Raw genomic sequence first — 12,254 nt, 5'->3', positions numbered from 1 at the left:
AAATTCCTTATGTATACAAAAATTCTTGGTACTGGTAGTTATCTACCGGTGCAGGTGCGTAGTAATCTCGATCTTGAAAAGATGGTTGAGACGACAGATCAATGGATCGTAGAGCGCACTGGTATTTCAGAACGTAGAATCGCCGCAGCGGACGAAACCGTTGCCACCATGGGATATAGAGCTGCATTAAAAGCCATTGAAATGGCGGGTATTGATGCAAGTGAAATTGACATGATTGTGTGCGGTACAACGAGTGCTAGTAATGCATTCCCTGCAGCAGCATGTGAAATACAAGCGATGTTAGGGATTCATACTATTCCTGCATTTGATATAGCGGCGGCCTGTTCAGGGTTTGTTTACGCTTTATCTATTGCCGATCAGTATGTGAAATCGGGCGCCGCGAAAAATGTCTTAGTGATTGGCGCTGATGTGCTTTCACGTCTTTGCGAACCTGAAGACCGTTCGACCATTATTTTATTTGGTGATGGTGCCGGCGCTGCAGTGGTTGGGGCGTCAACAGAGCCGGGAATTATCTCTACTCATATTTTCGCCGACGGTCGTCATGGTGATTTACTGAAATGCTCAATCCCGCCACGCAAAGGTGAAACGTCTGAAGCGGTGGGTTATATGACCATGAAGGGCAACGATGTATTCAAAGTTGCTGTGACTCAGCTATCTCATGTTGTGACTGAAACATTGCGTCATAACAATATTGATAAATCAGAAATTGATTGGTTAGTTCCGCATCAAGCGAACTTTAGGATTATTAAAGCGACGGCAAAAAAACTTGATATGAGTTTAGATAAAGTCGTTTTAACACTGGCTAAACACGGTAATACGTCAGCAGCTTCTGTGCCTATCGCGCTAGATGAAGCGGTGAGAGACGGACGTATTCAACGTGGTCAAATGTTACTACTAGAAGCCTTCGGCGCAGGATTTGCCTGGGGAAGTGCTTTAGTTCGTTTTTAATAATCGTCTTAGAATGTGCAGATGTTGATTTAAAAAGGTGATAAATATGGAAAATACTGCTTTTGTATTCCCTGGGCAAGGTTCTCAAGCATTGGGTATGTTAGCTGAGCTAGCACAAGACAATGCCATCATTACAGAAACCTTTGCTCAAGCAAGCAGCACGCTTGGCTATGATTTATGGGCGCTTGTACAACAAGGTCCCGCTGAAACATTAAATGAAACGGACAAAACACAGCCTGCTTTATTAGCTGCCAGTGTCGCTATTTACCGCGCTTATTTAGCATCAGGGAAGGCTATGCCTTCAGTGATGGCTGGCCACAGTTTAGGCGAGTACTCAGCATTAGTATGTGCTGGAGTGATTGATTTTGAAGCGGCAATTAAGCTAGTAGAACTTCGTGGTCAGCTAATGCAGCAAGCGGTACCAGCTGGTACCGGTGCAATGTTCGCCATTATTGGTTTAGATAATGACGCTATTGCTAAAGCGTGTGAAGAAGCAGCACAAGGCGATATCGTGAGTCCTGTTAATTACAACAGTCCAGGTCAAGTGGTCATAGCAGGTGAGAAAGCCGCTGTTGAGCGCGCTGCTGCACTATGCAAAGCTAACGGCGCAAAAATGGCTGTTGCACTCCCTGTAAGCGTGCCTTCGCATTGCCAATTAATGAAACCAGCAGCAGAACAATTAGCCGCTGCATTAGAATCGATTGAGTTCAGCGAACCTTCAGTGAAAGTGATCAACAATGTTGATGTTGCCAGTCCAACGTCAGCGGCAGAGATTAAAGATGCCTTAGTTCGTCAACTTTATTGTCCCGTTCGTTGGTCTGAAACTGTAGAGCTAATGGCATCAAAGGGTGTGACTAATTTGTTTGAAATGGGACCAGGTAAAGTACTAACAGGCCTAACAAAACGTATTAATCGTTCGCTTTCAGCACAAGCTGTAAACGATGTTGCATCACTAACGGCGTTGACCGAATAAGGAAATCTGATGAGTATAAGTTTTGACCTGACGGGTAAAGTTGCCCTAGTCACTGGCGCTAGCCGAGGAATTGGCCGTGCAGTAGCAGAAACATTAGTTTCAGCAGGTGCGGTGGTTATCGGTACCGCAACCAGCGAGCGTGGCGCAGAAGCGATTCAAGCTTATTTAGGCGATAAAGGCCATGGTCTTGTTTTAAACGTAACAGATGCTGACTCTGTAAAAAGTTTGTTTGAAACGATTAAAGAAAAAGCAGGCGATGTTGACATTCTTGTTAACAATGCCGGTATCACGCGTGACAATTTGTTAATGCGAATGAAAGATGACGAATGGCAAGATATCATTGATACTAACCTCACATCAATCTTCCGCACTTCAAAAGCGGTCATGAGACCTATGATGAAAAAGCGTCACGGACGCATCATCAATATTGGCTCTGTGGTAGGTACCATGGGCAATGCAGGGCAGACTAACTACTCTGCTGCTAAAGCTGGTTTGATTGGATTTACAAAATCTCTTGCAAGAGAGGTTGCATCTCGTCAAATTACAGTTAATGCTATTGCACCTGGATTTATCCAGACAGATATGACAGATGAGCTGACGGAAGACCAGCAACAAGCTATTATGTCTCAGGTGCCAATGGAAAGACTTGGTCAGGCGCAGGAAATTGCTAACGCAGTCCTCTTTTTAGCGTCAGACTCTGCTGCTTACATCACAGGGGAAACTCTCCATGTGAATGGCGGTATGTACATGGTTTAAAGGGAACGGCAGACAGCTATCGCCTCATGGGGTGATCTGCATCAACTGTGGGCCTGATTGTGGTTAGACCACGAAAGTTAAGCTTGCAATGTCTGCCAAATTCAATAAACTACTCGCAATCTTGCGCAAGTGCGTAATTTGAATAGGAAAGAAAACTAATGAGCAACATCGAAGAACGTGTAAAGAAAATCATCATCGAGCAACTAGGTGTAAAAGAAGAAGACGTTAAATCAGCAGCATCTTTCGTTGACGATTTGGGTGCGGATTCTCTAGACACTGTTGAGTTGGTTATGGCTCTGGAAGAAGAGTTTGACACCGAGATCCCTGATGAAGAAGCTGAAAAGATCACTACTGTTCAAGCAGCGATCGATTACGTTTCTAAGAATCAGTAATCTAGAATTCTTGAAAACAGGCGGCATTTTTGCCGCCTGTTTTTGTTTGTAAAAGCCGCTGGTTGACATAACGTTTTAATCTTCGCTTTCTCAATACTTGTTGACCTAAAATAAGTATTATCCCAACCAGAACTGGCACATACCCGTTGAAACCGTGTTTTCAAGACAAGGGTATAGGCATTGGTAGTTCAATCTCTTTGCAGCTATCATCATTATTCATTTTTAAAGTAAAAAGGTGACCGCGTGTCTAAACGTCGAGTAGTCATAACGGGCTTAGGCTTAGTCAGCCCAGTGGGAAATACAGTAGATTCTTCTTGGAAAGCATTGGTTTCTGGAAAGAGTGGTATCGCGCCGATAACTAAATTTGATGCTAGTGAGTTCACGACTCGAATTAGCGGTTCTGTAAAAGACTTTGATGTCGAACAGTACATGTCTCGTAAAGACGCGCGTAAGATGGACTTGTTTATTCAGTATGGTATGGCTGCAGGCATTCAAGCTGTCGAAGACTCAGGTCTTGAGATGGATAAACTTGATCCATCACGAGTCGGTACGGCTATTGGTGCGGGTATGGGCGGCATGCCGCTTATTGAGCAAAACCATGCAGCGCTGCTAAAGGGCGGCCCACGAAAAGTTTCACCTTTCTTCGTTCCAAGCACGATCATCAACATGATTGCTGGCCATCTTTCGATTAAATACGGCATGACGGGCCCGAACTTTGCTGTGACTACGGCTTGTACTACAGGTGTGCACAACATCGGTTTTGCTGCGCGTACTATTGCTTATGGCGATGCTGATGTAATGGTTGCTGGCGGCGCTGAAGACGTAACTTGTCCATTAGCGGTTGCAGGTTTTGGCTCAGCTAAGGCACTTTCTACCCGTAATGACAATCCTGAAGCGGCAAGCCGCCCTTGGGATAAAGACCGCGATGGTTTTGTTATTGGTGATGGTGCTGGAGTCATGGTTGTTGAAGAGTACGAGCACGCTAAAGCCCGTGGAGCAACGATTTATGCCGAACTTGTAGGTTTTGGTATGAGTGGCGATGCTTTCCATATGACATCGCCACCAAGTGATGGTGCAGGCGCAGCTGCGGCAATGGTTAATGCAATTAACGATGCCAAAATTGCAAATGAGTCGATTGGTTACATTAACGCACACGGCACCTCAACACCTGCTGGCGATAGAGCAGAAGCCGCAGCGGTTAAGTCGGTATTTGGTGCTCACGCTTATGATCTGTTGGTGAGCTCGACCAAATCCATGACTGGCCATCTGCTTGGCGCTGCGGGTTCTGTTGAAGCCATTATCACCATATTGGCGTTGAAAGATCAGGTTGTTCCTCCAACACTCAACCTTGATAACCCTGATGAAGGTTGTGATTTAGATTTCGTTGCTCATACCGCGAGAGATTATAAGTTTGAATATGGACTATGTAACTCATTTGGTTTTGGTGGCACAAACGGCTCATTACTTTTCAAAAAAGTATAGTCGGCTGATTTAATATAAAAAAAGCGCCTTATGGCGCTTTTTTTATATGTGGAGTTATTAATGGGATCCGGTAATGATTTAATAATTAATGCAGAGTTATACCAATCTGTATAAGAAGTTGATCTACTCAGAACGTTTTTTGGCAAACTAATTCAAGGCGAATAACTGAAAGAATGGTTGCTCCCTTATGAAGTTGTTCAAGGCAGAAGTAGGTAGCCAAAACGCTCCAGAATGGTGAGTTTTATCGGCTCTGATACTGTGACTCTTATGGAACAAGAGGGAGCTTAAACTTAGAATGACTATGCGCTTCACTCGTTGCAAACCACATGGTCTTATATGTTCCCGACATACATAAGACATTTCCTCCATCCCTGGAGGTCAGATGTGGTGAATGTCATTAATGCACGACTATATGGATATAGGAGGTAGAGTAACGCAGGAGCAGTTATCGAGGAGCATTTAATGACCTTGTCTCAGTGCCGCTATACTCTCGCTGAGCGACCAAATCTTTATACTGGTTGGTATTAACAGCCAAAATACTCTTATTTTTTCTTTCATTTTAGCTTTAGGGGTTCAAAAATTTGCGTTGTTTCACATTATTAAAGGTAAATATTAAACCATCATGTTGGCCAGATTAACCTTGGTTAATGTGCAGGGAAGACGCTAGAATTTCAGTGCCATTAGGAAGATACTGCAAATAGCTGCTCAGACTATGAGCCTTGCATAATTTATCTAAGGGACACGAAAGTGCTTAATCCAATAGTTATTCCTATCATGCCACTGCTAGGCATTATTACCGCCAATATTAATGAGCTTATTCGTGGTGAATCAGTAGCCCGCTTCCCTAAATTGCAGTTGGGTGTAAAGACATTTAACCTAGCGGTTGCGGCTTTCACCGTGGTGTGGTTTGCCTTGCTGGTAACGGCTATTGATGTAAGTAACGCAAACAGTGTACTTGCAGGCATTGAAGTGATGGGGCTATTTTTAGCTGGTATTGGTATTTATACCCTGTCCAATGGTGGTAAGTATTTTAGTGAGAAAACACAGTTATGGGTTTATCGCTTGGCTTTACCTACAGTGTTAGCGGGTTGCTTTTTCGTCGGTCAGTTTGGGTAAACAGTGCTGCTAGGCTGAATTTGGCGTAAGATACTCAATAGTCAGTAAATGTATTGAGGTCCTATATGGCGGGTTTAGAAAGACAGTTAACATTAAGGTTCCTAGCGGAGCCTGCTGATGTTAACTTTGGCGGTAAAGTTCACGGCGGCGCGGTAATGAAGTGGATTGACCTTGCTGGCTATGCTTGTGCGGCAGGCTGGAGTGGTAAATACTGCATTACGGCTTATGCAGGTGGTATTCGATTTGTTAAACCGATTCACGTGGGTAATATCGTCGAAGTAACCGCGAAGGTGATTTACACTGGCAGAACCTCCATGCACTTAGGGGTTGATGTTAAAGCTGGCGATCCTAAGTTTCCCGAGCGCCACTTAACAACCCATTGTGTGTTAGTTATGGTTGCAGTTGATGATGACGGACAACCAACCGCAGTCCCTGATTGGCAGCCAGTACTTGCTGCTGATATTGAGCTTCGAGAATCAGCCATTCGACTCATGGATATGCGTAAGAAGATTGGAGCTGAAATGCAAGCGCATGTGGATCTGCAACCTTCACTGCAGTGAGCCACGCACTATCTGCTTAATTAGTTGACTAAAGCTAGCCTAAGGGCTGGCTTTTTTATTGTCTGTTTAACGCTGTTTTATTTTATTATTAGCTATTAGAATGGGTAAAAATATTATAAACCTCCCTCTACAATAGGACGTAAAATGGCTAAAGTCGGATTCATTGGTTTAGGTGTTATGGGTTACCCCATGGCGGGGCACTTAGCAAAACACGGTCACCAAGTTACAGTTTACAACCGTACAGAGGCTAAAGCGCAGGCATGGGCAAAAGAGTTTGCTGGCGAGTATCAAACTACCCCAAGAGCTGCAGCGCAAGGACAAGAGATTGTTTTTGTTTGTGTGGGTAATGATGATGACCTACGCCAAGTCACCTTAGGTGACAACGGGGCATTAGCCGGGATGAACGCTGGCAGTATCTTGGTGGATCACACTACAGCTTCAGCCGATGTCGCACGTGAAATTGCTGTCGCAGCCAAAGCACACAATATTGGTTTTATGGATGCTCCAGTGTCAGGTGGACAAGCGGGGGCTGAGAATGGTGTGTTGACTGTAATGGCTGGAGGCGAACAAGTCACATTTGATACGGCTAAGCCAGTTATTGACGCCTACGCTCGTTGTGCTGAGCTGCTTGGAGATGTGGGAGCGGGTCAATTAACTAAAATGGTCAATCAGATCTGTATTGCCGGTGTTGTGCAAGGCCTTGCTGAAGGATTACATTTTGCCCGTAGCGCAGGCCTGGATGGCGAGAAAGTGGTCGAGGTGATAAGCCATGGGGCGGCGCAGTCTTGGCAGATGGAAAACCGCTACCAGACTATGTGGAAGGGGGATTATGATTTCGGCTTTGCAGTGGATTGGATGCGAAAAGACTTAGGCATAGCGCTAGAAGAGGCGCGCCGAAATGGCTCTCATCTGCCACTCACCGCTTTAGTTGATCAGTTTTATTCTGAAGTGCAGGGGATCGGTGGCAAGCGTTGGGATACATCGAGCTTAATGGCCAAGCTAGAGAAGAACCGCGGCTAATGGCTTTAACGTAGCAAATAGCAATTAAAAGTTACCCATAAAAAAGGACCATGAGAATGGTCCTTTTTAGTCGCAGAGGCTAATGAAGTTACTCTGGTTCTACAACGATATGTTCAAGTTCAACAGCGGCAACATTATGTAGGGCGTCCATTGCTGCACCTACCAATGAAATTGTACCTTTAGAAGACTCAATCAATACGGCGCGATTGATCTCGCTGAAATCGCGGTTATGACGTGCCATGGTTGACAAGGCCATCTGCATTGGCTGCATTGATGGGTTAAACGCAGCGTTCTCAGCATAACGGCCACAATAGGTCGCACCATCTTTAGTTTCTAGTACCACAGCGGCATAATTTTGGGTGTACGGCGCATAACTTAGGCTAGCATGATCGAGACCTTCAATAATCATAGGATCAGTAGAATCTAACGTCAGGGTATGCTGCTGCTTAGTTAGCAAGGGCTCGGTAACGTTTAAGTCACTTGGCCCGAACGCATAAGGTAAGTAGTGCGTTAACGGCTCAACTTTCTGAGCGGGTAGATGGATCTTTACCTTGCTACCTTCAACCAACTCATTGATAAATTGACGACAATGTCCACAAGGTGATGCGTTGACTATGATGTCTTCAATAATGGTCTCACCGCTTAACCAAGCATGACTAATCGCGCTTTGTTCGGCATGAACAGAGTGAAAAAGCGCTTCACTGGGGAGCTCAATATTCGCGCCCATATAGATATCGCCACTTTTGCCTTTGGCGATAGCACCAACGTAAAACTCACTAATCGGTGGTCTAGCTAAAGCCGCAGCAATAGGCAGCAACGCTAATAGTAATTCGTTAAGCTCCATGTTGCTTTTAGCTTGGAGCTCGCTTAGTTGCTGTGCATCGATATGGCCAGCAAAATCTTTATCGAGTAACGGCACAATTGCCGTTGCTAATGACTCAGGTAACTTAGCTATGCTTTTTAAGAAGCGGTCTTGCATACGCTATTTCCTTTTTGTTAACGCTAATGAAATATCATTCTAGTAAGCTTGTTACATACAGAATGAGATGAAGGTCGCATTTATTGGCTATAAAATTTATAAGCTTCTAAGATAATGACACAAAGCTGCTAATAATTTTTGTTTGGATTCATCTTGCTCGGTTTCTTCGAGTAAGTTTTCTAGACGAATGATGTAATCAGGATCATTGAGTCTAGTTTGGCAGAATTCGCGCCAGCGGTACTGCTCTGAGTCACTTAAGGTTTCAGGGTAGTTACGTGCTCGGTATCTAAACAACATTTCGCCTAGGCGTTCGTCGTCAAAATCAAGCTCTATCGCCGCAAGGTTGCTTGCTTGTGTGTTGCGGATGATTTCAATCTTGGCTTTGTCAGCAGAGCTGAAAAAACCACCGCTATATAAAGCTTGGTCGGTGTCTACGGCTCTGTCTTCGTGCTCAACATCAAATACTGCAACCAGCTTTTCTCTCAGCTCAGGGTGTAGCTTCAATTTTTTGTATTGCTGACGAGCAAATGCTTTATCAAAATCGAGTCTGGCAGCATTCTCGTCAGTTAACGTATTGGCAGCAGCAATAAAGGGACTCTTGTTGATATGGATTTGCTTTAACCCAATCGGTAACTCATCGGGTGCTAAGTCACTGCGACGGGTATACATGCGCTCACGAATTTCATCGACGCTTAATTCAAGTAACGGCGAGATATCCATCGCCAAATTAACGCAAATTACCGCATTTTTATTAGTAGAGTGATAGGCCACAGGTGCAATGATGGTGGTACAACCATTCAGTGCACTGATTTTAGAGCTAACATGCACAAGTGGCTTCATTTCAAGCACGTCAATTAACTTTGATACTGCTTGTTTTTGTCTCAGGCTAAAGTAATAGTCAAATAGCTTAGGTTGCACAGATTTAATCAATTTAGCCATATCGATAGTCGCATAAACATCTGACATCGCATCATGGGCTTTTTCATGGCTTAAACCATTGGCGACGGTAAGCTGCTCAAGTTTAAAACTTGGTGAGCCATCTTCTTTTTCCGGCCAATTTATGCCTTCAGGTCTAAAAGCGTAGCAGGCACGAACAAGATCGATAATATCCCAACGACTATTGCCGTTTTGCCATTCGCGAGCATAAGGGTCGATAAAATTACGATAAAAACCGTAGCGCGATACTTCATCATCAAACCGTAATGAGTTATAACCCACAACACAGGTCTTAGGCTGACTAAATAAGCCGTTAATTTTGTCCATAAACTCAGCTTCAGGCATACCTTTAAGGTTTGCTAGCTGAGGAGTAATACCCGTGATGAGTATTGCTTCTGGTGACGGTAGATAATCGTTAGCGACCTTACAATAAAAGGTTTCAGGCTCACCGATAATATTAAGATCCATATCTGTGCGCACGCCAGCAAACTGAGAAGGCCGGTCTTTCGCTGGGTTAGCACCAAAAGTCTCGTAATCGTGCCAGAAGAGGGTAGGTTGGTTATTTGCAGACATAAATTTAGTGGCTATCACAAACAATAATTGTGGTTATCATAGCACTGCCACACTTTAAATGTCTTCGTTTGCGGAGTCTAATGTACCTTATTAGCTTGAGTTTAAGCCTATTTGCTGACTGGATCGAAAAAGATAAGCGCAGTAGAATAGCGCTCCGTTTTTAGGGGGGCAATTTTAAAGCTCTTTTGACTCTGTCATACCCATTGAGCCCTAATGAAAGTTTTAATGTGGATCCTAATGTGAGTATTAGTACAAACTACTCATTTTCGATCGGTTTACTTGAACACGTCGGATTGCTTCGATGCATTCCTGAGATACTAAGGACATGCTTTGGCTCTCATTCGTGGGCTGATAGTGGGCAACTACAATCGGGGCCATGCCAAGTCGCTCTGCTTAACACTCATTTTGTGCGTGCTTTAGGGGGGCTAGATAGAGACTGCTTCTTGACGCCGGGTGATCTTCGGTACTTTATACTAACCTGTTTTGGCCATTAGCCATTGAATTGGGCTCTACTTAGTGATGACGCTTTATCTTGCATCTTTATTAACAACTTGTTCAGACAAGACCTTATAGATTTCGCTGGCCTCAGCATTGAGGCCCCCCTTTTTTGGAGATTGATAAATGATTTACCGCTGCCCGTTATGTGAACAGGCTTTATCTAAAGATGATAAAACTTGGTATTGCGCCGCAAACCATAGGTTTGACTGCGCCAAAGAAGGTTATGTAAATCTGCTACCAGTGCAAAAGAAAAAGTCCAATGACCCTGGTGACAATAAAGAGATGATGTTTGCCAGACGTGAATTTCTGAACAAGGGGTATTATCAAGTTCTGAGCGATAAAGTGAACCTGCTCGCTAATGAATACTTAGAAGATGCACGTTTCGGTTTAGATATAGGTTGCGGCGAAGGCTACTACTCCAATCGTTTGGTAGAAAGCTTGCCGAGTGATTTCAGCCTTTATGGTGTCGATATCAGTAAATCAGCGCTTAAGTATGCCGCTAAGCGTTACCCCAATATTTCATTTAGTGTGGCAAGTGCATTTGATATGCCATTTCCTGATGATAGCTTTGACTTTATGCTACGTATTTACGCTCCATCATTGGATGTAGAGCTTAAACGAGTGATTAAATCTGGAGGTATCTTAATTACTGTTTGTGCTGGGCCTAGACACCATTTCGCACTTAAAGAGCTTATATACGATAATCCGAAAGAGCACACCGAGGAATCTTCTCAGATAGAAGGCTTCGAGTTAATCCATCAAGAGAGAATAGAGCAAGTACTAACGCTCGAGGATGCTGCCGATATTGGTCACTTTTTAAAAATGACACCTTATAACTGGAAGTTAACAGAAGAGCAAAAATTAGCGTTAGCTAAATCAGGCTTAAGTTGTGAGCTAGACTTTAAAGTTGAAGTCTTTAGAGCCTTGTAAATCAAAGGGTGTAGCTTGTTGCCTGTTTTTTAAACGGTTATTGGGGGTGGGATTTTAATTTGTTGGATGTGATTTTTTGATACATTTAGCAAGCTATAGAAATATAAGTAAAAACACCTTAAATAACGATGCGAATGAGTGTTGACATATGATGAGAATGGTTTATAGTGGTTGCAGCTTGAAGGTTAGGCTTATTTTTATGTGTTCAATACGACATGTTCGTCCTGTTAACATTAAGTAAACCGGCATTTTCCAGCTCTACTGCCGTTAAGGCTTTAATTTATATTTACAGGATTCAATATTATGTCTCAAGTTACTGGCGTTGTTAAGTGGTTCAACTCTGATAAAGGTTTCGGATTTATCGAGCAAGAGTCTGGTCCAGACGTATTCGTACACTTCCGCGCTATCAACTCTGACGGTTTCAAAACTCTTGACGAAGGTCAAAAAGTTCAGTTTACTGTTACTCAAGGTCAAAAAGGCCCACAAGCTGAGAACGTAACTGTAGTTTAAGTTACCAGCTTGATTAGCACTAGCTAATCACACAGAATTTTGAAGAGCCGTGGTTTACCACGGCTCTTTTTTCGTTTACGACTTTTGAAAATAAAATACTAAATATAAGCGTGATATAAGCCTCTCGTAGTTAACTTCTTGTTAGTAGCAAGCTATTCGCCTGTTCGTTAGTATCCAGGTCTGTGCTTCCCGTTTCTATCTAAACTTGCTTAGCTTTGACATTATGCATTTATCCTAATCAGCAATCAGCAATCAGCAATCAGCAATCAGCAATCAGCAATCAGCAATCAAACAAATCAATCATTCTCGCGAAATAATACGCATACCTTGACGTTTACCTATGGCCTTGAATGCTGGTAAAGCTTTTAAGCTTCTAGACATCAGATGTTTGCTGTAAATAAAGTCGTTATAAAAAACTGGCGATAATCTCACTCGAAACATACGGATAGTCAAAAGTGCTTATTATTAAACGGCGCCTAATGGCTAATGCCGATCATTTAGCAGTTTATTGATCGGTTGACCGATCTTTATAAGATGGCAAAATCCGAGTGTTTTTAAAC

General features: G+C 43.4%; 12 protein-coding genes. 10 read left to right on the top strand and 2 right to left on the bottom strand.

Annotation, left to right across the window (positions count from 1 at the left end; genetic code table 11):
- Positions 1-9 precede the first annotated feature (9 nt).
- From ACVBIU_RS15505 to ACVBIU_RS15470, 8 genes are all read left to right on the top strand, one after another.
- The gene (locus tag ACVBIU_RS15505; RefSeq protein WP_447159953.1) at positions 10-969 is read left to right on the top strand and encodes a beta-ketoacyl-ACP synthase III; all 960 of its coding nucleotides are present in this window, start codon (positions 10-12) and stop codon (positions 967-969) included.
- A 46-nt stretch (positions 970-1,015) separates the two neighbouring features.
- Positions 1,016-1,942, top strand: coding sequence for an ACP S-malonyltransferase (gene fabD / locus ACVBIU_RS15500; protein WP_447159952.1), 927 nt, complete (start codon positions 1,016-1,018; stop codon positions 1,940-1,942).
- A 9-nt stretch (positions 1,943-1,951) separates the two neighbouring features.
- Entirely contained in the window at positions 1,952-2,698 is a 747-nt protein-coding gene (fabG, locus tag ACVBIU_RS15495; RefSeq protein ID WP_447159951.1) for a 3-oxoacyl-ACP reductase FabG, read from the top strand.
- A gap of 158 nt (positions 2,699-2,856) precedes the next feature.
- Positions 2,857-3,090 (top strand): acyl carrier protein, encoded by a 234-nt coding sequence (acpP, locus tag ACVBIU_RS15490; RefSeq protein ID WP_011496723.1) that lies wholly within the window; start codon positions 2,857-2,859, stop codon positions 3,088-3,090.
- 243 nt (positions 3,091-3,333) lie between these two features.
- Positions 3,334-4,572, top strand: coding sequence for a beta-ketoacyl-ACP synthase II (fabF, locus tag ACVBIU_RS15485; protein ID WP_447164235.1), 1,239 nt, complete (start codon positions 3,334-3,336; stop codon positions 4,570-4,572).
- A gap of 747 nt (positions 4,573-5,319) precedes the next feature.
- Entirely contained in the window at positions 5,320-5,688 is a 369-nt protein-coding gene (locus ACVBIU_RS15480) for a hypothetical protein (RefSeq protein ID WP_447159949.1), read from the top strand.
- A 65-nt stretch (positions 5,689-5,753) separates the two neighbouring features.
- Positions 5,754-6,248, top strand: a complete 495-nt coding sequence (locus tag ACVBIU_RS15475; protein ID WP_447159948.1) for an acyl-CoA thioesterase — start codon at positions 5,754-5,756, stop codon at positions 6,246-6,248.
- A gap of 144 nt (positions 6,249-6,392) precedes the next feature.
- On the top strand, positions 6,393-7,268 hold the full coding sequence (locus tag ACVBIU_RS15470) for an NAD(P)-dependent oxidoreductase (RefSeq protein ID WP_447164236.1): 876 nt from the start codon (positions 6,393-6,395) through the stop codon (positions 7,266-7,268).
- Positions 7,269-7,356: 88 nt separating this feature from the next.
- On the opposite strand, the gene cdd is transcribed toward ACVBIU_RS15470, so the two are convergent.
- Positions 7,357-8,247 (bottom strand): cytidine deaminase, encoded by an 891-nt coding sequence (gene cdd, locus ACVBIU_RS15465; protein WP_447159946.1) that lies wholly within the window; start codon positions 8,245-8,247, stop codon positions 7,357-7,359.
- A 96-nt stretch (positions 8,248-8,343) separates the two neighbouring features.
- Positions 8,344-9,756, bottom strand: a complete 1,413-nt coding sequence (sbcB, locus tag ACVBIU_RS15460; protein WP_447164237.1) for an exodeoxyribonuclease I — start codon at positions 9,754-9,756, stop codon at positions 8,344-8,346.
- Between the two features lie 621 nt (positions 9,757-10,377).
- Between sbcB and rlmA the strand changes: the two genes are divergently transcribed.
- On the top strand, positions 10,378-11,184 hold the full coding sequence (gene rlmA, locus ACVBIU_RS15455; protein WP_447159944.1) for a 23S rRNA (guanine(745)-N(1))-methyltransferase: 807 nt from the start codon (positions 10,378-10,380) through the stop codon (positions 11,182-11,184).
- Positions 11,185-11,487: 303 nt separating this feature from the next.
- On the top strand, positions 11,488-11,694 hold the full coding sequence (locus tag ACVBIU_RS15450; protein ID WP_012155714.1) for a cold-shock protein: 207 nt from the start codon (positions 11,488-11,490) through the stop codon (positions 11,692-11,694).
- The last annotated feature ends 560 nt before the right edge of the window (positions 11,695-12,254 follow it).

It is taken from the genome of Shewanella sp. 30m-14 (assembly GCF_052977125.1).
This window is presented reverse-complemented; position numbering and strand designations above follow the sequence as displayed.

Bases quoted from the DNA above. Each gene is read 5' to 3' on its own strand.
- ACVBIU_RS15505 (WP_447159953.1), top strand. From the start codon at position 10: ATGTATACAAAAATTCTTGGTACTGGTAGTTATCTACCGGTGCAGGTG.
- cdd (WP_447159946.1), bottom strand. From the start codon at position 8,247: ATGCAAGACCGCTTCTTAAAAAGCATAGCTAAGTTACCTGAGTCATTA.
- rlmA (WP_447159944.1), top strand. From the start codon at position 10,378: ATGATTTACCGCTGCCCGTTATGTGAACAGGCTTTATCTAAAGATGAT.
- ACVBIU_RS15450 (WP_012155714.1), top strand. From the start codon at position 11,488: ATGTCTCAAGTTACTGGCGTTGTTAAGTGGTTCAACTCTGATAAAGGT.
- ACVBIU_RS15475 (WP_447159948.1), top strand. From the start codon at position 5,754: ATGGCGGGTTTAGAAAGACAGTTAACATTAAGGTTCCTAGCGGAGCCT.
- sbcB (WP_447164237.1), bottom strand. From the start codon at position 9,756: ATGTCTGCAAATAACCAACCTACCCTCTTCTGGCACGATTACGAGACT.
- fabD (WP_447159952.1), top strand. From the start codon at position 1,016: ATGGAAAATACTGCTTTTGTATTCCCTGGGCAAGGTTCTCAAGCATTG.
- ACVBIU_RS15470 (WP_447164236.1), top strand. From the start codon at position 6,393: ATGGCTAAAGTCGGATTCATTGGTTTAGGTGTTATGGGTTACCCCATG.
- acpP (WP_011496723.1), top strand. From the start codon at position 2,857: ATGAGCAACATCGAAGAACGTGTAAAGAAAATCATCATCGAGCAACTA.
- fabG (WP_447159951.1), top strand. From the start codon at position 1,952: ATGAGTATAAGTTTTGACCTGACGGGTAAAGTTGCCCTAGTCACTGGC.